Source organism: Labrys wisconsinensis, assembly GCF_030814995.1.
Classification (GTDB): Bacteria; Pseudomonadota; Alphaproteobacteria; order Rhizobiales; family Labraceae; genus Labrys; species Labrys wisconsinensis.
Window position 1 is genome coordinate 295,472 of record NZ_JAUSVX010000010.1, and the last position, 23,557, is coordinate 319,028.

The 23,557-nt window shown below is 71.7% G+C and carries 22 protein-coding genes, 1 other RNA gene and 1 CRISPR repeat array; of the genes, 13 read left to right on the forward strand and 10 right to left on the reverse strand.

Going from position 1 to position 23,557, the window contains the following annotated elements; genetic code table 11:
• The first annotated feature begins 174 nt into the window (after positions 1 to 174).
• Both QO011_RS25075 and QO011_RS25080 read left to right on the forward strand, forming a co-directional pair.
• Complete coding sequence (locus QO011_RS25075; protein ID WP_307278093.1) at positions 175 to 894, forward strand: response regulator; 720 nt, start codon at positions 175 to 177, stop codon at positions 892 to 894.
• Positions 891 to 2,309, forward strand: coding sequence for an ATP-binding protein (locus QO011_RS25080; RefSeq protein WP_307278096.1), 1,419 nt, complete (start codon positions 891 to 893; stop codon positions 2,307 to 2,309). Before QO011_RS25075 ends, QO011_RS25080 begins: the two co-directional genes overlap by 4 nt.
• Positions 2,310 to 2,411: 102 nt before the next feature.
• On the opposite strand, the gene QO011_RS25085 is transcribed toward QO011_RS25080, so the two are convergent.
• The 6 genes from QO011_RS25085 to tkt all read right to left on the reverse strand — a co-directional run bounded on the left by QO011_RS25085 (position 2,412) and on the right by tkt (position 8,854).
• Complete coding sequence (locus QO011_RS25085; protein WP_307278098.1) at positions 2,412 to 3,365, reverse strand: tetratricopeptide repeat protein; 954 nt, start codon at positions 3,363 to 3,365, stop codon at positions 2,412 to 2,414.
• Positions 3,362 to 4,012: a thiamine phosphate synthase gene (locus tag QO011_RS25090; RefSeq protein WP_307278101.1), complete on the reverse strand. Its 651-nt coding sequence runs from the start codon at positions 4,010 to 4,012 to the stop codon at positions 3,362 to 3,364. Before QO011_RS25090 ends, QO011_RS25085 begins: the two co-directional genes overlap by 4 nt.
• Positions 4,013 to 4,220: 208 nt before the next feature.
• Positions 4,221 to 5,417: a phosphoglycerate kinase gene (locus QO011_RS25095; RefSeq protein ID WP_307278103.1), complete on the reverse strand. Its 1,197-nt coding sequence runs from the start codon at positions 5,415 to 5,417 to the stop codon at positions 4,221 to 4,223.
• A 76-nt stretch (positions 5,418 to 5,493) separates the two neighbouring features.
• Positions 5,494 to 5,631, reverse strand: coding sequence for a hypothetical protein (locus QO011_RS25100; protein WP_307278105.1), 138 nt, complete (start codon positions 5,629 to 5,631; stop codon positions 5,494 to 5,496).
• Between the two features lie 43 nt (positions 5,632 to 5,674).
• On the reverse strand, positions 5,675 to 6,685 hold the full coding sequence (gene gap / locus QO011_RS25105) for a type I glyceraldehyde-3-phosphate dehydrogenase (RefSeq protein ID WP_307278107.1): 1,011 nt from the start codon (positions 6,683 to 6,685) through the stop codon (positions 5,675 to 5,677).
• 180 nt (positions 6,686 to 6,865) lie between these two features.
• A complete protein-coding gene (tkt, locus tag QO011_RS25110) occupies positions 6,866 to 8,854 on the reverse strand; it encodes a transketolase (RefSeq protein WP_307278111.1) in 1,989 nt (662 codons plus the stop codon).
• A 346-nt stretch (positions 8,855 to 9,200) separates the two neighbouring features.
• On the opposite strand from tkt, the gene QO011_RS25115 reads away from it, so the two are divergent.
• Both QO011_RS25115 and QO011_RS25120 read left to right on the forward strand, forming a co-directional pair.
• Positions 9,201 to 9,482, forward strand: a complete 282-nt coding sequence (locus QO011_RS25115; protein WP_307278115.1) for a DUF4164 domain-containing protein — start codon at positions 9,201 to 9,203, stop codon at positions 9,480 to 9,482.
• A 2-nt stretch (positions 9,483 to 9,484) separates the two neighbouring features.
• Positions 9,485 to 9,862, forward strand: coding sequence for a cell division protein ZapA (locus QO011_RS25120; protein ID WP_307278118.1), 378 nt, complete (start codon positions 9,485 to 9,487; stop codon positions 9,860 to 9,862).
• A 9-nt stretch (positions 9,863 to 9,871) separates the two neighbouring features.
• On the opposite strand, the gene QO011_RS25125 is transcribed toward QO011_RS25120, so the two are convergent.
• Positions 9,872 to 10,483 (reverse strand): TetR/AcrR family transcriptional regulator C-terminal domain-containing protein, encoded by a 612-nt coding sequence (locus QO011_RS25125; RefSeq protein WP_307278121.1) that lies wholly within the window; start codon positions 10,481 to 10,483, stop codon positions 9,872 to 9,874.
• Between the two features lie 74 nt (positions 10,484 to 10,557).
• On the opposite strand from QO011_RS25125, the gene tet reads away from it, so the two are divergent.
• Positions 10,558 to 11,721 (forward strand): Tet(A)/Tet(B)/Tet(C) family tetracycline efflux MFS transporter, encoded by a 1,164-nt coding sequence (tet, locus tag QO011_RS25130; protein WP_307278124.1) that lies wholly within the window; start codon positions 10,558 to 10,560, stop codon positions 11,719 to 11,721.
• A gap of 11 nt (positions 11,722 to 11,732) precedes the next feature.
• On the opposite strand, the gene QO011_RS25135 is transcribed toward tet, so the two are convergent.
• The gene (locus tag QO011_RS25135; protein ID WP_307278127.1) at positions 11,733 to 12,218 is read right to left on the reverse strand and encodes a VOC family protein; all 486 of its coding nucleotides are present in this window, start codon (positions 12,216 to 12,218) and stop codon (positions 11,733 to 11,735) included.
• 133 nt (positions 12,219 to 12,351) lie between these two features.
• Positions 12,352 to 13,050: direct repeats of the CRISPR family, unit length 32 nt; unit sequence GTTTCAATCCACGCCTCCGTGCGGAGGCGACC.
• A gap of 329 nt (positions 13,051 to 13,379) precedes the next feature.
• Entirely contained in the window at positions 13,380 to 14,213 is an 834-nt protein-coding gene (locus QO011_RS25140) for an IclR family transcriptional regulator (protein ID WP_307278129.1), read from the reverse strand.
• A gap of 209 nt (positions 14,214 to 14,422) precedes the next feature.
• On the opposite strand from QO011_RS25140, the gene atzD reads away from it, so the two are divergent.
• The 6 genes from atzD to QO011_RS25170 all read left to right on the forward strand — a co-directional run bounded on the left by atzD (position 14,423) and on the right by QO011_RS25170 (position 21,499).
• Complete coding sequence (gene atzD / locus QO011_RS25145) at positions 14,423 to 15,526, forward strand: cyanuric acid amidohydrolase (protein WP_307278131.1); 1,104 nt, start codon at positions 14,423 to 14,425, stop codon at positions 15,524 to 15,526.
• 89 nt (positions 15,527 to 15,615) lie between these two features.
• Complete coding sequence (locus tag QO011_RS25150; RefSeq protein WP_307278134.1) at positions 15,616 to 16,623, forward strand: BMP family protein; 1,008 nt, start codon at positions 15,616 to 15,618, stop codon at positions 16,621 to 16,623.
• Positions 16,624 to 16,630: 7 nt separating this feature from the next.
• Positions 16,631 to 18,136, forward strand: a complete 1,506-nt coding sequence (locus QO011_RS25155) for an ABC transporter ATP-binding protein (protein ID WP_307278137.1) — start codon at positions 16,631 to 16,633, stop codon at positions 18,134 to 18,136.
• Positions 18,133 to 19,191 (forward strand): ABC transporter permease, encoded by a 1,059-nt coding sequence (locus tag QO011_RS25160; protein ID WP_307278141.1) that lies wholly within the window; start codon positions 18,133 to 18,135, stop codon positions 19,189 to 19,191. The genes QO011_RS25155 and QO011_RS25160 overlap by 4 nt, the downstream gene beginning before the upstream one ends.
• Positions 19,188 to 20,093, forward strand: a complete 906-nt coding sequence (locus QO011_RS25165; RefSeq protein ID WP_307278144.1) for an ABC transporter permease — start codon at positions 19,188 to 19,190, stop codon at positions 20,091 to 20,093. The genes QO011_RS25160 and QO011_RS25165 overlap by 4 nt, the downstream gene beginning before the upstream one ends.
• 17 nt (positions 20,094 to 20,110) lie before the next feature.
• Positions 20,111 to 21,499 (forward strand): amidase, encoded by a 1,389-nt coding sequence (locus QO011_RS25170; protein WP_307278198.1) that lies wholly within the window; start codon positions 20,111 to 20,113, stop codon positions 21,497 to 21,499.
• Positions 21,500 to 21,514: 15 nt separating this feature from the next.
• Here QO011_RS25170 and QO011_RS25175 read toward each other — a convergent pair whose 3' ends face one another.
• Positions 21,515 to 22,315: a helix-turn-helix domain-containing protein gene (locus tag QO011_RS25175; protein ID WP_307278147.1), complete on the reverse strand. Its 801-nt coding sequence runs from the start codon at positions 22,313 to 22,315 to the stop codon at positions 21,515 to 21,517.
• A gap of 150 nt (positions 22,316 to 22,465) precedes the next feature.
• Here QO011_RS25175 and QO011_RS25180 point away from each other — a divergent pair, with 150 nt between their 5' ends.
• Together QO011_RS25180 and ssrS are read left to right on the forward strand one after the other, a co-directional pair.
• Entirely contained in the window at positions 22,466 to 23,269 is an 804-nt protein-coding gene (locus QO011_RS25180; protein ID WP_307278149.1) for an alpha/beta fold hydrolase, read from the forward strand.
• A gap of 100 nt (positions 23,270 to 23,369) precedes the next feature.
• Positions 23,370 to 23,527: non-coding RNA, 6S RNA (ssrS, locus tag QO011_RS25185), on the forward strand.
• Positions 23,528 to 23,557 lie beyond the last annotated feature (30 nt).

Consider the following 23,557-nt stretch of genomic DNA (forward strand, 5'->3'; position numbering starts at 1 on the left):
CGACGTCGCAGAACTATGCCGGGCCGAGGCGTCTTTGTCGAAAGATGTGTCACGGCCACGGTGTCGACACATCGGGACCGGAAGGGCAGGCGGCGTGCATGCCTGAGATATTCTGATACACTTTTTCGCACCGGCTTCGACTTGCGCTGCGGTATTCTGCAGCCTGGAGCTGCCATGGAACCCGCACCGCACATCGCCATCGTCGACGATCACCGCGACATCCGCGACCTCGTCGGCAAATATCTCGCCCAGCACGGCTATCGCATCAGCACCGCCGAGAACGGGGCGGCGCTGCGCCGGCTGCTCGAAGCCGGCGCGCCGGACCTGGTGGTCCTCGACGTGATGATGCCGGGCGAGGACGGCCTCTCGCTGTGCCGCCACATCCGGGGCACCACCAACCTGCCGATCATCTTCCTCACCGCCATGGTCGAGGACACCGACCGCATCATCGGGCTCGAGATCGGCGCCGACGACTACCTGACCAAGCCGTTCAACCCGCGCGAGCTGCTCGCCCGCATCAAGGCGGTGCTGCGGCGCGTCAACAGCCTGCCGCCGCAGCGCGACAAGCTGAAGGCCAGGGCGCTGCGGTTCGAGCATTGGCTGCTCCATGTCGGCCGGCGCGAGCTCGTCGGCGCCGACGGCACCGCCGTCGCCCTGAGCACGGCGGAGTTCCGCCTGCTCAAGGCCCTCATCGACCATGCCGGGCTGGTGCTGAGCCGCGACCAGCTCCTCGACCTCACCGTCGGGCGCGCCGCCGACAGCTTCGACCGCAGCATCGACAACCAGGTCAGCCGCCTGCGCAAGAAGATCGAGGTCGATCCGCGCAATCCCATGCTGATCAAGACCCATTGGGGTGGCGGCTACAGCTTCGCCGCCGAGGTCCGGGAAGCATGACGCGCCTGTGGACCCGCAGCCTCGCCGCGCAGATCGTCGCCCTGATGCTGCTCGCCCTCGCCGTGTCGCAGGGGATCGCCGTCCTGATCTTCTGGGACGAGCGCGGCCAGGCGCTGTGGAAGGCCGCCAAGAGCGAGTTCCTGAGCCGGACCGCCTCGCTCGCCGAGGTCATCGAGGCCTCGCCCGCCGCGCTCCGGCAGGACATGATCGATGCCAGCGCCACCAGCTATACCCGGTTCTGGGTCTCGCCGGCCGAGCCCCTCGACGGCGCGGCCTGGCAGCGGGAAGCCGTGGCCCAGATCGCCCGGCCGCTGCCGACCCTGACGCGCAAGCCGCGCCGGCCCGAGGCGGAGCTCGCCGAGCCTGCCCGCACCACCGGCGCCATGGCCGCGGCGGCGGACACCCGCCTCGCCTGGACGCCCCTGCCGGCCTGGGCCTGGCCCCTGTCGCGGCCGGCGAAGTTCCTCCGTCTCGACGGCCCCGACGGCATGGGCCTCGCCGTCCGCCTCGACAGCGGCGACTGGCTCAACGCCGCCTTCGTCAAGAAGATGTCGGACTCGCCATGGACGTCGAAATCCATGGTCTCGCTCGCGGTGACCGCGGCCATCCTGTCGCTGATCGCCGTCTTCGTCGCCGGCCGCATCGCCCGGCCGATGCGCCGGCTCGCAAAGGCGGCCGAGGCCCTGGGACGGGGCGAGTCGGTGGCGCCTTTGCCGGAATCCGGCCCCGACGACATCCGCCATACCGCCGAGGCCTTCAACCGCATGCAGGAACGCCTGCAGCGCTTCGTCGAGGACCGCACCCGCATGCTGGCGGCCATCGGCCACGACCTGCGCACGCCGCTGACCTCGCTCCGGCTGCGCGCCGAGTTCGTCGCCGATGCCGAGGCGCAGGAGAAGATGCTCGCCACCATCGAGGAGATGCGGACCATGACGGAGGCGGCGCTCGCCTTCGCCCGGGAGGAGGCGGCGGCCGAGGACACGCGCACCGTCGATCTGCCGGCGCTGGTGGGAAGCCTTTGCGACGACCTGGCCGAGCTCGGCCACGACGTCACCTTCCTGGAAGGGACGACGGTGAAATACCGCTGCCGGCCGGACGCGCTCCGGCGCGCGGTGCGCAACCTGGTCGAGAATGCGGTGCGCTACGGCGAACGGGCGCGGGTGCGCCTCGCCCGCACGGGCGAGAGCATCGACGTGGTGGTCGAGGACGACGGCCCGGGCATTCCGGGCGAGGCGATCGAGCAGGTGTTCGCGCCCTTCTTCCGCATCGAGACCTCGCGCAACCGCGAGACCGGCGGCGTCGGCCTCGGCCTGTCCATCGCCCGCACCATTGCCCGCCACCACGGCGGCGACGTCCGCCTCGCCAACGCCACCCGCGGCTTGCAGGCGACGATCAGCCTGCCGCTGGTGGCCTGAAGCGGTCGTCTGGGGATACGTGAGGCGGTCCGTCGTGGCGGGACTTGATCCGGCCATGACGGCGGAAAGCGCAGTGCGCTTGTCTGCGGACGGCCCCTCGGCCTACAGCCCGTGATCCTGCGCCGCCTTGAGCGCGGCGTCGCGCACGGCCTGCGACTGCCCGGCCATGAAGTCGTCGAGCCAGGGATCCCTGAGGCCGGCGGCCTGCGCCATCAGGTTCCACATGCCCGCCATCTTCGGGTCCTTGTCGACGCCCTGGCCGGAGGCATAGAGCCGGGCCAGGCGGTTGCGGCCGATCGGCGAGCCCGCCTCCGCCGCGCGGCGGAACCAGAGCGCCGCGGCCTTCTCGTCGCGCGGGACGCCGTCGCCGTTGTAGAGGGCGATGGCCGTCTCCACCATGGCGTCGACATTGCCGTCCTGCGCCGCGGCGAGGAAATAGCCGGCCGCAGCCTTGGCATCGACCGGCATGCCCTTGCCCTCCTTGGCCAGCACGCCCAGCGAATATTCGGCGTCGGCGCTGCCCTCGTCCGCCGCCTCGCGGAAGCGTTGCAGGGCGGTGGCGAAGTCGGGAGCGCCGTTGACCGGCCGAAGCGCCAGGATGCCGAGATTGTACGAGGCGGCCATCACCTTCATCGAGGCCGCCTTGTTGAGCAGCAGGATCCCGCCGGTCTCGTCCTTCGGCACGCCGCTGCCGGTCACCTTGGCCATGCCATAGGCGAAGATGGCGTCGCGGTTGCCGCGCTGGGCTGCCAGCCCGTACCAGGAGGCTGCCTTGGCCGGGTCGCGCGGCACGCCGAGCCCTTCGGCATAGAGCTGGCCGAGCAGCGTCATCGCCACCGGGTCCTGCTTCTCCTCCACCCGCTTGGTCGCCTCGTCGAAGGCGGTGAGGTAGTAGCCGCGCTGGAAGGCGCCGAAGGCAAGGTCGACCTTGCTGCTGTCGACCGGCGGCGCGATCGGCGGGAACACCGGCTTGGCCTCGGCCGCCGGCTTGTCCGCCGCCGCCGCGGCCGGCCACGCGGCGAGCCCCAGGACGATTGCGATCGCAAGCCGCCTCATGCGCGCGCCTCCCGCTGCGCCAGCACCCGGCTGGCAAGCGACAGGGCCTCGGCCGGGCCCCTGTCGTGGTTCCACACCGCCCCGCCGAGCGCCACGAAATCCGCACCGGCATCGGCCAGCAGCGGCACCGAGCCGAGGTCCGGCGCATAGGCGACACAGGGGATCTCGAACAGCTCCGCCCACCAGCCCGTGCGCTCGACCACCGCCTCCAGCGGCGGCGTGCGCCCGTCGCCGGAGGGCTCGCCGAACATCACGTAATCGACGCCGGTCTCGGCGATCGCCATCGAATCGTGCCGGGAGCGGATGCCGCCGGCGCCGACGATCCGCTCGGGCTTGAAGCTCTCCAGCGCCTCGGCGAGGCCCTTGTGGCCGTCGGCGACATGGATGCCGTCGGCCCCGGCCCGCGCCACGACGGCGGCGAAGCCGTTGACGATCAGGGCCGCGCCCCTGGGCTGCACCACCCCGGCCATCGCCTTGACCAGGCGCTTGGCCGCGCCGTCGTCCGGCGCCGCGAGGTTGAGCAGGACGCAGGCGACCTCCCCGGCCTCCAGCACCTCCTTCAGGAGCGGGCCGAAGGCCGTCGCATCCGTCACGAAGGGCGTGACGAGATAGAGCTGCACGGGCGGTCGATGATCGGCGTCGGCCATGGGCGAAGGGTTCCGGCGAGCCGGTGTTCAAGCGCGTTATCGGGGCGAAAGCAAGACCGAAGCGGCCGTGGCATCGGTGCAGCGCCGGAGCGAGGCGGCCGGCCGATATCGACCTGCAAGCGGCCCGGGCCGGGCAGAGCTCGCGGATCGGCACAGAGGTCCCGCCCGCGAAGCTCCGCCGAACCTTTGAAATTCTGCCGAGGCGGGATCAGCGCTTGCGCAGGATCTCGACACCCGGCAGGGCCTTGCCTTCCAGCCATTCCAGGAAGGCGCCGCCGGCGGTCGAGACGTAGGAGAAGTGGTCGGCCACCCCGGCATGGTTGAGCGCGGCCACCGTGTCGCCGCCGCCCGCCACCGACAGAAGTTTGCCGGCTTTGGTTCTCGCCGCGACGTGCTTGGCGGCCACCACGGTGCCGTGGTCGAAGGGCGAGAGCTCGAAGGCGCCGAGCGGCCCGTTCCACACCACCGTCTCCGCCTCGTCGATGGCGCCCTTGATGCGCTCGATCGACTGCGGGCCGACGTCGAGGATCATGGCGTCGAGCGGGATGGAATCGAGTCCGTAGGCCTGGCTCGGGGCGTTGGCGGCGAAGTGATAGGCGATGACCGCGTCGACGGGCAGGATGATGGCGCAGTTCGCCGCCTGCGCCTTCTTGAGGATGTCGCGGGCGGTGTCGGCGAGGTCGCGCTCGGCCAGCGACTTGCCGATGCTCACCCCCTGGGCATGGAGGAAGGTGTTGGCCATGCCGCCGCCGATCACCAGGGCGTCGACCTTGCCGACAAGGTTGCCGAGGAGCTCCAGCTTGGTCGAGACCTTGGCGCCGCCGACCACCGCCGCCACCGGGCGCTTCGGGTTCTCCAGCGCCCGCGCCAGGGCCTCGACCTCCTGCTGCATGGTGCGCCCGGCATAGGCCGGCAGCACATGGCCGAGGCCCTCGGTCGAGGCATGGGCGCGATGGGCGGCCGAGAAGGCGTCGTTGACCCAGATATCGCCATTGGCGGCCAGCGCCTTGACGAAGTCGGGATCGTTCTTCTCCTCGCCCTTGTGGAAGCGGGTGTTCTCCAGGCAGAGGATGTCGCCGTCCTTCATCGCCGCCACCGCCTTGGCCGCGGCCTCGCCGATGCAGTCCTCGGCGAAGGCGACGGGGCGATGCAGGATCTCGGCGGTCTTCTCGGCCACCGGCCTCAGGCTCTCCTTCGGATCCGGGCCCTTCGGCCGGCCGAAATGGGCGAGCAGGATCACCTTGGCATGGGCCCGCGACAATTCCAGGATGGTCGGCGCCACGCGCTCGATCCGGGTCGTGTCGGTGACGGCGCCGTTCTCCGTCGGCACGTTGAGGTCGACGCGCACGAGCACACGCTTGCCGGCGACGTCGCCGATGTCGTCGAGGGTACGGAAAGCGGTCATCGTCGGTCTGCCCCGTTCGCGTTGGCCGTGGCGGCCTCAGAGCCGCCGCGGCGAGGATCGTCCCTTGCAACCCGGCCTACCCGGCACCGGGCAGGCTCGGCCCGTCATTGCCGTCGCCGTCGGGCTTGACCCCGCGGCTCTTCCAGAACGCGTAGAGCGCGAACGCCGCCACGGTCAGCAGCAGGCCCGCGCCGAGGAGGCGGCCAGTCCACATCGGACACTCCGTGTCGGAGCCCCGGCGGCCGGCCGCCGGAGGCTCAGATCAGCTTGGCGAACGCCACGGCCGTGTCGGCCATGCGGTTCGAGAAGCCCCATTCATTGTCGTACCAGCTCAGCACGCGCACGAACTTCTCGTCGATCACCTTGGTCTGGTCGAGCGCGAAGATCGAGGAGGCCGGGTTGTGGTTGAAGTCGCGGCTGACCAGCGGCTCGTCGGTGAAGGCGAGGACGCCCTTCAGCGCCCCGCGCTTGGCGGCCTTGACGATCGCCTCGTTCACCTTCTCGGCGCTGGTCTTCTTGCGCGCGTTGAACTTGAAGTCGATCACCGAGACGTTCGGCGTCGGCACGCGGATCGAGGTGCCGTCGAGCTTGCCCTTGAGCTCCGGCAGCACCAGGCCGACGGCCTTGGCAGCGCCGGTCGAGGTCGGGATCATCGACAGCGCCGCGGCGCGGGCGCGGTAGAGATCCTTGTGCATCTGGTCCAGCGAGGGCTGGTCGTTGGTGTAGGAATGGATCGTGGTCATGAAGCCGCGCTCGATGCCGAAGGCATCGTGCAGCACCTTGGCGACCGGAGCCAGGCAGTTGGTGGTGCAGGAGGCGTTGGAGATGACCAGGTGGTCCTTGGTCAGCTGGTCGTGGTTGACGCCGTAGACCACGGTGAGGTCGGCGCCGTCGGAGGGGGCCGAGACGATGACGCGCTTGGCGCCGGCGGCCAGATGCGCCGCCGCCTTGTCGCGGGCGGTGAAGATGCCGGTGCACTCGAAGGCGATGTCGACGCCGAGCTGGCCGTGCGGCAGCGCCGAGGGATCCTTGATCGCGGTGACCTTGATCTTCTGGCCCTGCACGACGATCGAGTCGCCTTCGACCTTCACCTCGGCCGGGAACCTGCCGTGGATGGAGTCGTAGCGCAGCAGATGGGCATTGGTCTCGACCGGGCCGAGATCGTTGAGCGCCACGATCTCGATGTCCCTGCGCTTGGACTCCACCACGGCGCGCAGCACATTGCGCCCGATGCGGCCGAACCCGTTGATGGCGACCCGAACTGCCATGACTTGACCTTCCTGTCCTTCGAAGCTGGGGATGATAGCAGATGCAGCGCGTGTTCCGACTCCTGCCCTTCACCGGGCCGGCGGCCCGGAACACGCGGTCTTCGCAAGCCCGCCGTGCTGCCTCCGATCTTTGATCTCTGATCGGAGATCGCCGGTCGGATGGCGGCCCGGCCGCGGGCCTCAGCCATTGTGACGCTTGATCGCCGTCTCGACCACGGCTTCCGGCGTGATGCCGAAATGGCGATAGAGTTCCTTGATCGGCCCGCTGGCGCCGAAGGAGGCCATGCCGACGAAGCCGCCGTCCGGGCCGATCACCGCGTCCCAGCCGAAGCGCACCGCCGCCTCGACCGCCACCTTGACCGGGGCATTGCCGATCACCCGGGCCCGCACCTCGTCGGGCTGGCCGAGGAAGACGTCGAGCGAGGGCACCGAGACCAGCCGCGTCGGAACGCCGCGCTCGTTCAGCATCTTGCGGGCGTTCCAGGCGACCTCGACCTCCGAGCCAGAGGCGAACAGCGTCACCCTGGCCTCGCCGCCCACCGCCGGGGCGAGCTCGTAGGCGCCCTGGGCGCTGAGGTTGGTCGGAGAATCGTCGCGCAGCTGCGGCAGGTTCTGGCGCGTCAGGGCGAGCACGGTCGGGCCGTTGGTGCGCTCGAGCGCCAGCTGCCAGCACTCGGCCGTCTCGATCGCGTCGCAGGGGCGGAAGACGTGCATGTTCGGCATGGCGCGCAGGGCCGCCAGGTGCTCCACCGGCTGGTGGGTCGGCCCGTCCTCGCCGAGGCCGATCGAGTCGTGGGTCATGACGTAGACCGGCGCGGTGCCCATCAGCGCGGCAAGGCGCATGGCCGGGCGGGCATAGTCGGTGAACACCAGGAAGGTGCCGCCCGCCGGCACATAGCCCCCGTGCAGGTAGATGCCGTTCATGGCCGCCGCCATGCCGAACTCGCGGATGCCCCAGTGGATGTAGCGGCCCTTGAAGGTCTTCGGCGTGATCTCGACGAGGCCCTTGGCCTTGGTGTTGTTGGAGGGCGTGAGGTCGGCCGAGCCCAGGACCAGCTCGGGCATGACCTCGACGATGGCGTCGAGCGTGAGCTCGGAGGCCTTGCGGGTCGCCACCGTCACCGGCGCGGCCGCGAGCGCCTTCTTGTGGGCGGCGATGGCCTTGGCGAGCTTGGGCGGGCGCTGGCCCGAGACGCGGCGGGTGAACTCGGCCTGCTTGCGGTCGGAGAGGCCGGCGAAGCGGCCTTCCCAGGCCTCGCGCTCGGCCACGCCCCTGGTGCCGATGTCGCGCCAGGCCTTCAGCACCTCGGCCGGCACCTCGAACGGGCCGCCCGCTATGCCGAGCTTGGCCTTGGCGGCGGCGGCCTCCTCCGGCCCGAGCGGCTCGCCATGGGCCTTGGAGGTGCCCTGCTTCTTCGGCGCGCCGTAGCCGATGATGGTCTTGCAGGCGATCAGGGTCGGCTTGGACGATTTCTGCGCCCGCTCGATGGCGGCGGCGATCGCCTCCGGGTCGAGCCCGTCGACGCGCTCGGCGCGCCAGCCGCAGGCCTGGAAGCGCTTCACCTGGTCGACCGAGTCCGACAGCGTCAGCGGCCCGTCGATCGAGATGCCGTTGTCGTCCCAGAGCACGATCATCTTGCTGAGCTTGTAGTGCCCGGCGAGCGCGATCGCCTCCTGGCTGACGCCCTCCATCAGGTCGCCGTCCGAGGCCAGGACATAGGTGTGGTGGTCGACGATCTTCCGGCCGAACTCGGCCTGCAGCATCCTCTCGGCCATCGCCATGCCGACCGAGGTGGCCAGGCCCTGGCCGAGCGGGCCGGTGGTGGTCTCCACCCCGGCGGTGTGGAAGTTCTCGGGGTGGCCCGGGGTCTTGTAGCCGAGCTGGCGGAAATGCTTGAGGTCCTCCAGCGACATGCCGGGCACGCCCAGGAGATAGAGCAGCGAATAGAGCAGCATCGAGCCGTGGCCGGCCGACAGCACGAAGCGGTCCCGGTCGGACCATTTGGGGTGGGATGCGTCGTATTTGAGAAAGCGCGTGAACAGGACCGTGGCGACATCGGCCATGCCGAGCGGCATGCCGGGATGCCCGGATTTGGCCGCCTCGACGCCGTCGATCGCCAGCCCCCGGACGGCGTTGGCCATGCGATCGTGGAGTTCACGCTGAATCATGAGCTTTGTCCTGACTGGGGCAGCGGGGGGAACGCGGCGGGAAGGGCCGCGCGGTTCTTAACACCTCATCCCCGCCTGTCAATCTTCGGGCAGTGCCGCCGAATCAGGCAGAACCCGCCGCCGGAGCGCCTGCAGCGCGCTGCCGCGGCGGCGATTGTGGACGCCGGCAGGCCGGCGTCGGGGACAGATTGACGCTCGCCCCCGCCGCGACCTAGGCTCGCGCCATGTTTGGCTCGTTCTCAGATCGCCTGATTCGACCCGGGCAGGACGGGTCGGAGTCGCGGACGGGTCTCCGGCCGCCCTGCCCTGGCCCCGCTCCGGCGCGGCTTCCACGGCGAGGGCAGCGATGACCGCCTCCCCGTCCCTGGACACCGCCCTGCAGCGCCTCGCCGCCGCCCTCTCCCGCATCGAGGATGCGGTCGAGCGGCGCATCGAGGCCGACCGGGTCGGCGCCAGCCGCGAAGTGGAGGTGCAGGCGCTCTCCGACGACCGCGCCCGCCTGGCGCAGGAGCTCGACGAGAGCTTCGCGCGCTGCGCCCGGGCCGAGGCCGCCAACCGCGACGTCTCGCGCCGCCTCGACCAGGCCATCGACACCATCCGCACCGTGCTGGAGCATCAGGACCCCTGACGATGACGCATGTCTCGGTCACCATTGCCGGGCGGGCCTACCGCATGGCCTGCGACGAGGGGCAGGAGGAGCATCTGCTCGGCCTCGGCCGGATGCTCGACGGCAGGATCGACCAGCTGCGCGCCTCCTTCGGCGAGATCGGCGACATGCGCCTGGCCGTCATGGCCGGCATCATGGTGGCGGACGAATTGTCGGAGGCGCAGCGCCGCCACCACGCCCTGGAGGCGGAGCTGCAGGAGCTGCGCAGCGCCCGGGCGAGCGCCGTCGCCCGCGACGAGCAGGCGCAGCTGCGCGTCGCCGAGGCGGTGGCCGATGCCGCCGCCCGCATCGAGAAGCTGGCCGAGACGCTGCACAAGGGCGTGGTGAGCGGGGGCGCCTGAGCGCCCCGCTCAGCTGCCGACCGCGGCCGCCGCCCCGTCGAGCAGGAGCGCCAGGCCGGCCTCGAAGGCGGCCTCGTGCCCGCCCGCGCGATAGGCGGCGAGGGCGCCGGCGAGCAGCGGGCGGTCCTGCGCCGCTGCATCGAGCCCGGTCGGCTCGGTCCCGGGAGCCGGCGCCGCCTGCTCCTCCAGCACGCAGCCGACGGTGTAGCGGCCGAGGGCGATGAGGAGCTGCAGCGCCGAGGGCGCGGCCATGCCGGCTCCGGCGAGGAAGCGCAGCATCACCTCCACGTGGCCGGCCTCGTCCGGATCCGGCTCGCTGCCGGCATGGACCCGCGCGCCGTCGCGATAGGCCGTGAGCGCGCGGCGGAAGCTGCGGGCATCCTCGGCCAGGAAGCCGCGCCAGTCCTCGCCGGGCCGCGGCGGCCGCGATGTCTGCCCGCGCGCCAGGATCTCCCGGTTCATCGCCGCCAGCAGGGCACGCTTGCCGGGAAAGTGCCAGTAGAGCGCCGGCTGCCGCACCCCGAGCCGCTCGGCCAGCAGCCGCGTCGACAACCCGTCGATGCCGACCTCGTTGAGGAGGCGGAGCGCTTCGTCGACGATCCGGCTGCGGTCGACCTTCATCTCGGGCGAATCCCGGTTGTCACGCCACTTTATCAGCGATAAGGAATTTATCGGTGATAAATTCGAGGATCGTCATGACCCGGGCGCTCGCCATCATCCTGACCATCGTGACGCTGGATGCGGCGGGCATCGGCCTCACCATGCCGATCATGCCGCGCCTGCTGCGCGAGGTCGGCCACAGCGGCGATCTCGGCTGGCGCTACGGCGCCTTTCTCGGGCTCTATGCGCTGATGCAGTTCCTGTGCGCGCCGCTGCTCGGTGCCCTGTCGGACCGGGCCGGCCGCCGGCCCGTGCTGCTGCTGTCGCTCGCCGGCGCCGCGCTCGACTATCTCGTGCTGGCGGCCTCGCCCTGGCTCTGGCTGCTGTTCGTCGGCCGCGCGGTCGCCGGGATCACCGGCGCGAGCATGGCGGTGGCCTCCGCCTGCATCGCCGACGTCACGCCCGAGGCGCAGCGCGCCCGCCGGTTCGGCCAGCTCAGCGCCTGCTTCGGCCTGGGCTTCATCGCCGGGCCCGCGCTCGGCGGCCTGCTCGGCGCGATCTCGGTGCGTGCGCCCTTCGTCGCGGCGGCCGCGCTCAACGGCGTCACCCTGGTCGGCGCCCTCATGGCCCTGCCGGAGACCGCGAAAGCCGGCGCGGCGCCAGCCGTCCTTCTCAACCCGCTGGCGCCGCTGCGCTGGGCGCTGAGCTTTCCGGCGCTCTCGGCGCTGATCGGCGCCTATCTCGTGCTCGCCCTGGTCGGCGAGGTCGGCGGCACGATCTGGGTGCTCTACGGCGAAGACAAGTTCGGCTGGGATCCCTTCACCATCGGCGTCTCCCTCGCCGGCTTCGGCCTGTTCCACGCCCTCGCCCAGGCCTTCGTCGCCGGTCCGATCGCCGAGCGCTGGGGCGAGCGGCGCGCCCTCGCGGTCGGCATCGCCGCCGACAGCGCCGCCTATGGCCTGATCGCCGTGGCGGCGCAGGGCTGGATGGCCTTCCTGCTGCTGCCGTTGTTCTGCCTCGGCGGCATCGGCGCGCCGGCGCTGCAATCGCTGCTGGCGGCCGAGGTGGACGGCGAGCAGCAGGGACGCCTGCAGGGCGTGCTGGCGAGCGTGACGAGCCTCGCCTCGATCCTCGGCCCGCTGCTGATCAGCAGCCTGTACTTCGCGTCCCGCGCGAGCTTCCCCGGCCTGGTGTGGCTCGGCGGGGCGGCGCTGTATCTCGTCTGCCTGCCGCTGCTGTTCGGCCGGCCGTCCCGCTGACGGTCGGAGCGTCACGCCCGATCGTAGGCGCGCCTGAGCCCGGCAATGTCGATCTTCTTCATCTGGAGCATAGCCTGCATCACCCGCTGCGCCCGCTCGGCATCGCCGTCGCTCAGCATCTCGACCAGGGCGACGGGCACGATCTGCCAGGACACGCCGAACCGGTCCTTCAGCCAGCCGCAGGGCCCTTCCCCGCCGCCGTCGGCGGTGAGCCGGCTCCAGAAGTGGTCGACCTCCTCCTGCGTCTCGCAGTTGACGGTCAGCGACATCGCCTCGGTGAACTTGAACATCGGCCCGCCGTTGAGGGCGATGAACTCCTGGCCGGCCAGCTGGAACAATCCGGTCATCACCGATCCCTCCGGCCCCGGACCGGCCTTGCCGTAGCGGGTGAGCTTCAGCACCTTCGAATCCGCGAAGATCGCGGTGTAGAAGGCGATCGCCTCCTCGGCATTGCCGTCGAACCACAGGCAATTGGTGATCTTCTGCTTGACCGGCATGGGCATCCTCCTCGGGTTGCGGGTCGTGGACCTGGCCGGAGGACGAAGGGGATGCGCGGGATCCGACAGGGCGTCGTATTTTTTTGAATCGTGCTGCGCCGCGGGACGTCCGGCCGGCTGGGAAGTCTTCGCGGTTTCAATCCACGCTTCCGTGCAGAGGCGACCCAGAACCAGGCCAACATCCTGAACCAGCAGCACCAGTTTCAATCCACGCCTCCGTGCGGAGGCGACCTTGATGTTGTCGCCTGGGTCGCCCACCAGCGTCTTGTTTCAATCCACGCCTCCGTGCGGAGGCGACCCGATGGCGGGATAGTCGGTCTTGATGTTGACGATGTTTCAATCCACGCCTCCGTGCGGAGGCGACCCCGAGCACCAGGCGCCACTGCGTCTCGACGGCCAGGTTTCAATCCACGCCTCCGTGCGGAGGCGACCCGACGCGACCGCCGCCAACAGTGGCGTCTACGTGTTTCAATCCACGCCTCCGTGCGGAGGCGACCCCGCGTTACCTTCCAGGGCCTCGCCAAGCCGTCGCTGTTTCAATCCACGCCTCCGTGCGGAGGCGACCGCCGTGAACTCGACCGTGTCGACCTGGTACAGCGAGTTTCAATCCACGCCTCCGTGCGGAGGCGACCAGTCGGGTAGCGATTTCTCAAAAACCGGGTACAGCGTTTCAATCCACGCCTCCGTGCGGAGGCGACCGGTCCCCGGCCCACTATTGGGCCACGTCCTATCTGTTTCAATCCACGCCTCCGTGCGGAGGCGACCGGCCCGGGCACTGATCGCGGGGAGGGTGTCGTGAAGTTTCAATCCACGCCTCCGTGCGGAGGCGACCCGCATCACAACTAACCCGTTCCGCCTGGGACGAAAATGCCACCTCCAGCGCGAACCGACCGTTCGACGGGCCTCGTCAGGGACCAGATGCCAGGTCGATCGAGATAAAGGCGAGCATCATCAGGAATGTAGAGCAATCGCGAACCTCCGGGGAAATCCAGGCCCGCTATCGGTTCGCACTCCGACGCGACCGCTTGCGCGGCTGCACGATCGATTGCTGTCGGATTGCCGAAGCGCGGGCCGCAGATCCTTGTGCACGGTGCCGTCCGCATCATCGCTCCGCCTTGCCGACTGCGCCCGCCGTGCCCGGCGGGCCGCCTCCCCGTCACGTCACCGCATGCCCCGTCCCCCGCCGCCGAACTCGCGGGTGACGGCCTCGCCCGCGGCCACGACCATCCCGGCGAGGCGCGCCAGGCGCTGGTCGGTCAGGCGGGTGATCGGGCCGGCGATCGACATCGCCGCCTGGGCAGCGCCGTGCTCGTCGAGGATCGGCACGGCGATGCAGCGCAGCCCGGGCGCCACCTCCTCGTCGTCGAGGGCGAAGCCGCGCGCACGCACCGCCTCGATCTCGGCACGAAGCTTGCTTGGATCGACGGCAGACGCCTCCTCGGGATCCCTGCGGCCATGCGCCGAGAGAATGTCCTCCACCTCGCCCCGGCCCATCCGGGCCAGCATCGCCTTGCCGGCGGCCGAGCGCTGCAGCGGCACGGTGCCGCCCGGCCGGGAGATGGCGCGGATCACCTGCCGGCTCTGCACCTGGGCGATGCAGATCGCCTGGCCGTCGTTCGGCACGTAGAGGTTCACGGTCTCGCCGGTCTTGTCCATCAGCTGGCGCATGAACGGCATGGCGAAGGGCACGACCTCGCGCGAGCGGGCGAAGGCGTTGCCGACCACGAAGGCCTGCACGCCGACCCGCCAGGTCATCGCCCCCGGCTCGAAGCGCACGAAGCGCTTGCGCTGCAGCGTGGTCAGCAGGCGGTGTGCACTCGAAGGCGGCAGGCCGACCGCCCTGGCCAGCGCAGTCAGCGACAGCCCGTCCTCGCTCTCGGCCAGCGTGTCGAGGATGGAGAGCGCCCGGATCAGCGACTGCACGCCGCCCGCCGTCTCCGATGGGGCCTCTGATCGCCCCTCCCGCGCCACCGCCCCGGCCTCCTGTGTCCGCATCGCCGACGCTCCCGGGTCACGATTATTCCGCATCGTGAAAATCATTCCATTTTTGTTGCGCCGCGTCCACTGCCCCCTAGACTGCCGGAAATCGCTAGAGCAAAGCGCGTTTGGGCGGAAACGCTGCTTTGCTCTAACTCTTTGTTTCGACGCGTCTTTGCGATGCTTGGCGTTGCCGCCAAATCGCAAAACGCTCTGGGAGGTCTGCGATGCGGGTCGGCGTCCACAAGGTGTTGATGAACAGTCCGGCCGACGTCGCCGGGCTGGAGCGGCTGATCGAGGCCGGCGAGGTCGCCCCCGCCGAGATCGTCGCCGTCATCGGCAAGACCGAGGGCAATGGCGGCGCCAACGACTTCACCCGCGCCCTGGCGACGCTCAGCTTCGCGCTCGCCCTGGCGAGGCACCTCGGCATCACGCCAGACGCCGTGGCAAAGCGCATCGCCTTCGTCTGGTCGGGCGGCACCGAGGGCGTGCTCAGCCCGCATGCGACGGTGTTCACCCGCAGCGCCGCGCCGGCGGCCGCCAGCAAGCGCCTGGCGATCGGCATCGCCGCGACGCGCGACCTCGCGCCGGAGGAGGTCGGCACCATGGTCGAGGTGCGGCTCGTCGCCGAGGCGGTGCGCCGGGCCCAGGCCGAGGCCGGCATCGCCGATGCCGCCGACGTGCACTATGTCCAGGTCAAGGGGCCGCTGCTGACGCCGGCCGCGGTCGCCGACGCCGACAGCCGCGGCGCCCGCCTGGTGACCCGCGACCCCAACGGCTCCAAGCCCTATGCCCGCGGCGCCACCGCGCTCGGCGTGGCGCTCGCCCTCGGCGAGGTGGCGGAGGCCGCGCTCGGCGACGAGGCCATCGCCCGGCGCATGGACCTCTATTCCAGCGTGGCCAACACCTCGGCCGGCGGCGAGCTCAGCAAGTGCGAGGTGCTGCTGTTCGGCAATGCCGAGGGCGCCGGCGGGGACCTCCGCATCGGCCATGCCGTGCTGCGCGACGTGGTCGACGCCGAGGGCGTGCGCGCCGCCGCGGCCTCCGCCGCCGGCGAGCCCGGCGAGCTTCGCGAGCCCGGCGCGGCGATCGATCCTGCCGGCATCGCCGCGATCTTCGCCAAGGCCGAGGCGCCGCCGGACGGCCGGCTGCGCGGGCGGCGCACCACCATGCTGTCGGACGCCGACATCCACTACGAGCGCCATGCGCGGGCCGCGCTCGGCGCGGTGATCGCCTCGGTGACCGGCGACGGAGCGATCTTCGTCTCCGGCGGCACCGAGCATCAATGCAAGCCGGGGGAGGCGCCGATCGCGGCGATCGTCCGGGTCTGACAGCCCGGCCGGCACGACCTCGCAGCAAGGATCAGACGTCCGCCAAGGGCACGGCGCCCGCGGGGACCGCGTGGAGAAAAGGCAGTCCCATGACCAAGTTCCCGATACGCCGCCTGGCCGGCCCGGCCGCAATCGCCGTGCTTCTCGCCGGCGGTCTCACGGCCCCCGCCCTGGCGCAGGACAAGGCCGCCATCCTGCTGCCGGGCAGCGCCAACGACCAGAGCTGGAACGCGCTCGGCTATGCCATCCTCAAGAGCCTGGAGCCGCACGGCTTCAAGACCGCCTATTCGGAGAACGACGCCGACGAGGGCGAGGCCCTGCGCGACTACGCCGCCCAGGGCTACGGCATCGTCATGGGCCATTCCGGCCGCTTCGTCTCGGCCATGGAGCAGGTGGCGCCGGACTTTCCCAAGACCCAGTTCATCGCGGTGAGCGGCAACGAGGGCAAGGCGCCCAACGTCATGTCGATCGACTGGAACAACGCCCAGTTCGGCTGCCAGCTCGGCGCCCTCGCCGCGGCGATGAGCAAGACCCACAAGGTCGCCGGCGTCTACGGCCTGCAGGGCGTGCCCAACATCACGGCGCAGGCCGGCGGCTTCCGCATCTGCGCCGCCAAGGCCGGCGCCGCGGTGACCATCCTCTACATCAAGGACATGGAGGATGCGGCCGAGGCCAAGGAGGCGGCGCTCTCGCTGATCGGCCAGGGCGCCGACGTCATCACCGGCAAGCTCAACGCCGCCGAGACCGGCCTGGTCCAGGCGGCCAAGGAGAAGCACGTCTACGTCACCGGCCGCGGCTTCGACCAGACGAAGATCGCGCCCGACCTGGTGCTCACCAACATCGTCGAGGACTGGCCGGGCATGTTCGGCAGCACCGCCGACCAGGTGAAGGCCGGCAAGCTGTTCGGCAGCTTCGTGCAGTACGGCTACGACACCGCCCCGGTCACCGGCGCCGCCCTGCAATATGCCGAGGGCAAGCCGTTCAACCCGGTCGTGCCGGCAGCGGTGGTCAAGGCGCTCGACGACATGGCGGCGGGATTCAAGAGCGGCGCCCTCAAGATCGCGCCGACCGACGCCGACGCGCGCAGCGGCAGCTGAAGCGCCCGTGACCGCCGCCCGAGCCCCCGCGCCGCTCCTCAGCATGACCGGCATCGTCCGCCGCTACGGCACGGTGCGCGCCAATGACGGCATCGACCTCATCGTGCAGACCGGCGAGATCCTCGGCCTGCTCGGCGAGAACGGCTCGGGCAAGAGCACGCTGATGAAGGTGCTGTTCGGCATGACGCCGGCGGACGCCGGCGAGATCGCCGTCCGCGGCCGGGCGCTGGCCGGCCACCGGCCCTCCGATGCCATGGCCGCCGGCATCGCGATGATCCATCAGCACTTCATGCTGGTCGAGGCGATGACCGTGGTCGAGAACGTCATGCTGGGCTGGCCGGCGGCCGGGCGGGTGCTGCGGCGCGCCGAGATGGCGGCCCGCATCCGCGAGGCCAGCCGGCGCTTCGGCCTCGACCTCGACCCCGAGGCGCGTGTCGCCGACCTGCCGCTCGGCCGCCGCCAGCGCGTCGAGATCCTCAAGGCGGTGCTGCGCGAGGCCGAGCTGCTGGTGCTCGACGAGCCGACCTCCAACCTCGCCCCGGTCGAGGTCGCCGAGCTCTTGGGGGTGCTCCGCCGCCTGCGCGGCGAGGGCAAGGGCGTTGTCTTCATCACCCACAAGCTGCCGGAGGTGATGGAGGTCTGCGATCGCGTCGTGGTGCTGCGCGGCGGCCGCGTCGCCGGCGCCGCGCCGATTGCGGCCGTCACCCCGGCCGAGCTGGCTGAGATGATGGTCGGGCGCGACGTCACCGCCCCGCATGTGGCCCGCACCCGGCCACCCGGCGAGGTCCGCCTCGCCGTCGCCGGCCTCGCCGGCCCCGGGCTCGGGCCCCTGACGTTCGAGGTGCGCGGCGGCGAGGTGCTCGGCATCGCTGGCGTCGACGGCAACGGCCAGATCGAGCTGGTCGAGACCCTGGCCGGGCTGCGGCGCGCCGCGGCCGGCTCGATCGCGCTCGACGGGCGCGAGCTCGCCAGCGCCTCCGTCGCGGCGCGTGTCCGCGCCGGCATGGCCTATATGCCGGCGGACCGCGCCGCGACCGGGCTGGTGCGCTCCCTCTCCATCGCCGACAACCTGATGCTGCGCGACAGCACCCGCCCGCCCTATGCCAGGGGCGCCTTCCTCGCCCCCGGCCGCCTGCAGGCCCGGGCGCGGGCGCTGATGCGCGACTACGACATCCGCGCTCCCGGTCCGCGCGTGCCGGCGGCGCGGCTCTCCGGCGGCAACCAGCAGAAGATCGTGGTGGCGCGCGAGCTCGACCGCCGGCCGGCCCTGCTCGTCGCCCACCAGGCCGCCTGGGGCCTCGATCCCGGCGCGACGCGCTTCGTGCTCGAGCGCGTCCTCGGCCTGCGCGACGAGGGCGCGGCCATCGTCTACGTCTCCTCCGAGCTCGACGAGGTGCTCGACATCGCCGACCGCGTCGCCGTCATGGCCGACGGCGGCTTTGCCGGCGTCACGGCGCAGGGCCGGGCCGACCTCGCCCGCATCGGCCTGTGGATGTCGGGGCGGGCGGCATGAGCGCTGCCAGCCCCGTCTCCCCGGCCCCGCCCGGCCGGCCCTTCCGCCTGCAGCTGCGCCGCGACGGCCTCGCGCTGCGCGCCCTCGCCGCCGCCGTCCTCTCCCTCGCCTGCGCCGGGCTGCTGGTCGCCCTCTCCGGCCACGAGCCGCTGGCGGTCTTCGCCGCCATGGCGGCGGGCGCCTTCGGCTCGCCGCACCAGATCGGCGTCGCCCTCAACCGGGCCACCCCCTATCTCTTCGCCGGCAGCGGCGTGGCGCTCTGCTTCAGGGCCGGCATCATCAATATCGGCGCCGAGGGCCAGATCGCGCTCGGCGGGGCCGGCGCCGCCGCGGTGGCGCTCGCCCTCCCCGATGCCCCGCCCGCCCTCGCCGTTCTCGCCGCGCTCGCCGGCGGCGCCCTCGCCGGGGCGGCCTGGTCGGGCCTCGCCGCGGCGATCCATCTCGGGCGCGGGGTGCACGAGGTACTGGTGACGCTGCTTCTCAATTTCGTGGCCTTGCTGCTGGTGCAGCAGCTGCTGGCCGGCCCGCTCGGCCAGCCCGGCGCCGGCTTCCTGCAGTCGCCGGGGCTGCCGGCGGCCTCCTGGCTGTGGAAGGCGCCGGAGCTCGACGCCCATGCCGGGCTCGCGGTCGCGCTCGCCGCCGCGGCGGCCCTCTCGGTGCTGCTCTGGCTGACGCCCTTCGGCTTCGCCCTGCGCGTTGCCGGCCGCTCGCGCCCGGCCGCCGCCTATGCCGGCTTCTCCCTGTCGGCCCTGACCTGGTCCGCCATGCTGATCGCCGGCGCCCTGGCCGGGCTCGCCGGCGGCGCCGAGGTGCTCGGCGTGCACCACCGCCTGATCGAAGGCTTCTCCTCGGGCTTCGGCTTCAAGGCCGTCACCGTCGCGCTGCTCGGCGCGCTGGAGCCACTGGCGGTGGTGCCGGCGGCTGTGTTCGTCGGCCTGCTCGAAGCCGGGGCGCTGGCCATGCAGCGCCAGGTCGGCGTGCCCTCGGCCCTGGTGGCGGTCATCGAGGGCCTGACCATGCTGTTCGTCCTCGCCGCCACGGTGCGCCGCGCATGATCGATCTCCTCGCCGCCGCCATCCGCATCGCCACGCCGCTGCTGTTCGCGGCGCTCGGCGGCATCCTGTCCGAGCGCGCTGGCGTCTTCGCCGTCGGCCTGGAAGGCATGATGCTGGCCGGCGCCTTCGCCGCCGCCATCGGCACCTGGGCCAGCGCCAGCGCCGCCTGGGGCATCGTGCTCGCGCTCGTCGCCGGCGCCGCCACCGGCCTCGTCGTCGCCGTGGTGGCGGTGCGCTACCGCGCCGACCATATGGTCACCGGCCTCACCGCCAACATCATGGTGGCGGGCCTCACCAGCTACCTCCTGCGCGTGCTGGCCGGCGGCGGCCGGCCCGTCGCCATCCGCCTCGCGCCGCTGGCGCCCTGGCCGATCCCTGGGCTCGCCGACATCCCCGTGCTCGGGCCGCTGCTGTTCGACCTGCCGCCGCTCACCTATCTCGCCATCTTCGCCTGCCTCGCCCTGCACCTCTTCCTCGGCCGCACCCAGGCCGGCCTCACCCTGCGCGCCACCGGCGAGAACCCGGAGGCGCTGTTCGCCGCCGGCGGCGACCCGCTCCGGGTGCGGGTGCGCGCCGTGGTCGCCTGCGGCGCCGTCGCCGGCCTCGGCGGCGCGGTGCTGTCGCTGCAGCAGGTCGGCACCTTCACCGACGGCATGACCGGCGGCCGCGGCTATCTCGCGCTGGCTTCGCTGATCGTGGCGCGCTGGAGCCCGCCGGCCGCGGCGCTGGCCTGCCTCGCCTTCGGCGCCGCGCAAGCCTTCGAGCTGCGCCTGCAGGGCTCCGGCGTGCCGCTGAGCTCCTATGCCGTCGAGATGGCGCCCTACCTCATCGCGCTCGCCGTGCTCGCCGGCCTCGGCCGCTCCGCCAGGCTGCCGGCCGCGATCGGACAGCCGCTGCCGTAAATCCCGAGAGGCCCGTGATGGAAGAGATCGGCGAACTCGCCGCCGCGCTGCGCGCCGGCCGGATCACGGCCGAAGCCCTGGTCGAGCGCAGCCTCGGGCGCATCGCCCGGCTCGACGGCGCCCTCAACAGCTTCGTCGCCCTCGACGAAGCCGGCGCCCGCGCCGCGGCGCGCGACAGCGACCGGCGCCTCGCCGCCGGCGCACCGCGCTCGCCATTGGAGGGCATCCCGCTCTCGGTCAAGGACAACCTCCACGCCGCCGGCCTGCCTTCGAGCTGGGGCAGCCGCGCCTTCGCCGGGTTCCGGCCCGAGGGCGACGAGCTGCCGGTGGCGCGGCTGCGCGCCGCCGGCGCCGTCATCCTCGGCAAGACCAACGTGCCGGAGCTGACCCTGGAGGGCTACACCCGCAACGACCTCTTCGGCACCACCCGCAATCCCTGGAACCCCGACCTGACGCCGGGCGGCTCCTCCGGCGGCGCCGCGGCCGGCGTCGCCGCCGGGCTGGTGCCCGCGGCGCTCGGCACCGACGGCGGCGGCTCGATCCGCCGCCCCGCCTGCCACACCGGCCTCGTCGGCTGGAAGCCCTCCATCGGCCACCTGCCGCGGCTCGACGGCTTCCCCGCCCCCCTCGCCGATTTCGAGACCGTCGGCACGCTGACCCGCAGCGTCGGCGATGCCATCCTGCTCGACGCCGCCATGGCCGGCCCCGACCCGCGCGACCGCCGCTCGCTCCTCGCCGCCGCGCCGCAGCCGGCGGGCGAGCGGCTGCGCATCGCCTACATCCCCCGCTTCGGCACGGCGCCCGTCGACCCGGTGGTCGCCGCCGCAGTGGAAGGCTTCGCGCTGGCGCTGGAGCGCGACGGGCACGCGGTGCGGGAACAGGCCGTCTTCTTCGACCTCGACGACGCCGCCCGCATCTGGCACGTCGTCTCGCGCGCCGGCGTCGCCTGGCTGATGGACCGGCCCGGCTCCCGCCTGCCCGAGGAGGCCGGCGCCGCGGTGCAGGCCATGGCGGCGGACGGCCGGGCCCTCGCCGCCGCCGACTATTGCGACGCGCTGGAGCGCACCGCCCGGCTGCGCCGCCGCTGCGCCGAGCTGTTCGCGACATCGGACCTCGTCCTGACCCCGACCGCCGCCGCCCTGCCCTGGCCGGCCGAGACCCCCTACCCCCGCGAGATCGCCGGCCGGCCGGCCGGCCCGCGCGACCACGCGGTCTTCACCGGCTGGGTGAACATCGCGGGGGTGCCGGCGGTCAGCCTTCCCGTCGGCCTCTCCGCAACCGGCCTGCCGATCGGCGCGCAGCTCGCGGCGGGATTCGCAGCGGATGCCTGGCTGCTGGAGTTTGCGCGGGAGGCGGAGCGGATGCGGCCGGCGCCGCCGCTGCCGACGGTGCAAGCTGTGAGCTGATCGCCGCATCGGCCATCAGGGAGCCCCGGCCTGTTCTCCGGTCATGGCCTTGGCGATCTCGACGGTCTCGTCATCCGCCGGGAAGAGCATCTCCAGGACAAGTTCCGCCAGAGTGACGTCGCTGGGCGTGCCGAACATGGTCAGCGTGTTCAGGAAGGACACGGTGCCGAACCGCGTCGCGATCCGCAGCGGCGTGGCGAGGCGCTGCGAGGCATCGAAGGTGCCGTCCGCACCGGGCGGCACGGGATAGGTCCTGATCTCCGCCAGCAGCCCCTGGATGGCCGGATCCGCCCTCGCCTCGATCTGCTGGCGCAGCAGGCTCACGGAATAGGCGTGCCATTCGGCGAAGTTGACGATGCGCGGCCCCATGCCGGCGGGGTGCAGGATCAGACGCATGGCGTTGACCGGCGGGCGCATGAGATCCGGCGCGCAGCCCTCGTAGAGCTGCGGCAGGGCCGCGTTCGACAGCACCACGTTCCAATGCCGGTCGACGGCGAAGGCGGGATAGGGCAGGTGCGCGGCGAGCACCCGGTCGATGGCCGCCTTCGCCGCATCGAGCTCGGCCAGCGGCCGTTCCTGGAAGCCCGGCGCGAACCCGGCCGCCACCAGCAGCGTGTTGCGCTCGCGCAACGGGACGTCCAGGCATTCGGCGAGGCGCCCGATCATCGCGCGGCTCGGCTGTGCCCGCCCGGTCTCGAGGCAGGACAAGTGCCGGGTCGAGCTCTCCGCCGAAAGGGCGAGATCGGCCTGCGTCATGCGGCGGCGCTCGCGCCAGCGCCGCAGGATCACCCCGAATGGAAGTGGATGCACGGTCATCGGCAGAGCCTATCGCGCCCGGCTGCCGCGGCTCAATGACCTCGCAGGTCAAGCCGGCGGCACTCGGACGCCGCTTTTTGACCTGCCGGGTCATGGATTTCCGGTGCCCCCGGCCGGACCCTCGGTCCGTGGCGCAGAGGAGATCACGACATGCCCTTCATCACCGCAAGGGACGGCACCCAGCTTTTTTGGCGCGAATGGGGGCGCGGCGCGCCGATGCTGTTCCTCAACAGCCTCGGCTTCGGCACGCAGATGTGGGACTACCAGATGACGGCCTTCGCCGAGCGGGGCTTCCGCTGCATCGGCCTGGACCGGCGCGGCCACGGGCGGTCCGACCAGCCCGCCCGCGGCTATGATCACGATACCTTGGCCGACGACGTGGCGGCGCTGATCGAGGCGCTCGATCTCGACAGGGTGACGCTCGTCACCCACTCGCTGGCCGGTGGGGAGGCGGTGCGCTACCTGACGCGGCACGGCGATGCCCGCATCGCCCGCATGGTGCTGCTGGCGCCGATGACGCCGATGCTGCTTCGCACGGGCGACAACCCGGAGGGATTGCCGCGATCGGCCTTCGAGGAGGTCTGGGCGCAGTGGCAGCGGGACTACCCGAAATGGGTCGCCGAGGCGACGGCGCCGTTCTTCGTGCCCGAGACGTCGGCCGCCATGATGCGATCCGTCGTTGCCCTCCTGCAGATTTCCATTCCCGTGGCCCTGGCCTGCAGCCGCGCCATGGCGGAGGAGGACTTCCGGACGGAGATGCGGCGCATCCGCGTGCCGACCCTGATCGTCCATGGCGACCGCGACCGCTCGGCACCGATCGAGGTCACCGGCAGGCCTTCGGCGGCCCTGGTCCCCGGATGCCGCTTCCTCGTCTATGAAGGCGCGCCGCACGGCCTGATGTACACGCACATGGAGCGGCTGCACGCCGACATCCTCGCCTTCATGGGCGATTGAACGGCGCGGCCGGCCCCCGCATCGCACGCACGGCAGCGAGTGCGCGCTATCGCGCCCAACCCCCTGGCGCTCCGTGTCATAAACCCTTATCTTATCCCTCGCGGTGCTGCCTGGTTCGTCAGGACAACACAATCCCCGGGGCCATACGATCTCCAAGGGAGCTGTTCCTGTCCTTGTCCGTGGACTTGGACATTACGGCGCCCACCTACTTCAGTAGGCGCCCGGGATCGAACCGTCCAACGGCCGAGGTGGCCCGCACCTTGTCTTTCGCAGGTCCGTCCAGCCCTT

Bases quoted from the DNA above. Each gene is read 5' to 3' on its own strand.
- QO011_RS25075 (WP_307278093.1), top strand. From the start codon at position 175: ATGGAACCCGCACCGCACATCGCCATCGTCGACGATCACCGCGACATC.
- QO011_RS25080 (WP_307278096.1), top strand. From the start codon at position 891: ATGACGCGCCTGTGGACCCGCAGCCTCGCCGCGCAGATCGTCGCCCTG.
- QO011_RS25085 (WP_307278098.1), bottom strand. From the start codon at position 3,365: ATGAGGCGGCTTGCGATCGCAATCGTCCTGGGGCTCGCCGCGTGGCCG.
- QO011_RS25090 (WP_307278101.1), bottom strand. From the start codon at position 4,012: ATGGCCGACGCCGATCATCGACCGCCCGTGCAGCTCTATCTCGTCACG.
- QO011_RS25095 (WP_307278103.1), bottom strand. From the start codon at position 5,417: ATGACCGCTTTCCGTACCCTCGACGACATCGGCGACGTCGCCGGCAAG.
- QO011_RS25100 (WP_307278105.1), bottom strand. From the start codon at position 5,631: ATGTGGACTGGCCGCCTCCTCGGCGCGGGCCTGCTGCTGACCGTGGCG.
- gap (WP_307278107.1), bottom strand. From the start codon at position 6,685: ATGGCAGTTCGGGTCGCCATCAACGGGTTCGGCCGCATCGGGCGCAAT.
- tkt (WP_307278111.1), bottom strand. From the start codon at position 8,854: ATGATTCAGCGTGAACTCCACGATCGCATGGCCAACGCCGTCCGGGGG.
- QO011_RS25115 (WP_307278115.1), top strand. From the start codon at position 9,201: ATGACCGCCTCCCCGTCCCTGGACACCGCCCTGCAGCGCCTCGCCGCC.
- QO011_RS25120 (WP_307278118.1), top strand. From the start codon at position 9,485: ATGACGCATGTCTCGGTCACCATTGCCGGGCGGGCCTACCGCATGGCC.
- QO011_RS25125 (WP_307278121.1), bottom strand. From the start codon at position 10,483: ATGAAGGTCGACCGCAGCCGGATCGTCGACGAAGCGCTCCGCCTCCTC.
- tet (WP_307278124.1), top strand. From the start codon at position 10,558: ATGACCCGGGCGCTCGCCATCATCCTGACCATCGTGACGCTGGATGCG.
- QO011_RS25135 (WP_307278127.1), bottom strand. From the start codon at position 12,218: ATGCCGGTCAAGCAGAAGATCACCAATTGCCTGTGGTTCGACGGCAAT.
- QO011_RS25140 (WP_307278129.1), bottom strand. From the start codon at position 14,213: ATGCGGACACAGGAGGCCGGGGCGGTGGCGCGGGAGGGGCGATCAGAG.
- atzD (WP_307278131.1), top strand. From the start codon at position 14,423: ATGCGGGTCGGCGTCCACAAGGTGTTGATGAACAGTCCGGCCGACGTC.
- QO011_RS25150 (WP_307278134.1), top strand. From the start codon at position 15,616: ATGACCAAGTTCCCGATACGCCGCCTGGCCGGCCCGGCCGCAATCGCC.
- QO011_RS25160 (WP_307278141.1), top strand. From the start codon at position 18,133: ATGAGCGCTGCCAGCCCCGTCTCCCCGGCCCCGCCCGGCCGGCCCTTC.
- QO011_RS25165 (WP_307278144.1), top strand. From the start codon at position 19,188: ATGATCGATCTCCTCGCCGCCGCCATCCGCATCGCCACGCCGCTGCTG.
- QO011_RS25170 (WP_307278198.1), top strand. From the start codon at position 20,111: ATGGAAGAGATCGGCGAACTCGCCGCCGCGCTGCGCGCCGGCCGGATC.
- QO011_RS25175 (WP_307278147.1), bottom strand. From the start codon at position 22,315: ATGACCGTGCATCCACTTCCATTCGGGGTGATCCTGCGGCGCTGGCGC.
- QO011_RS25180 (WP_307278149.1), top strand. From the start codon at position 22,466: ATGCCCTTCATCACCGCAAGGGACGGCACCCAGCTTTTTTGGCGCGAA.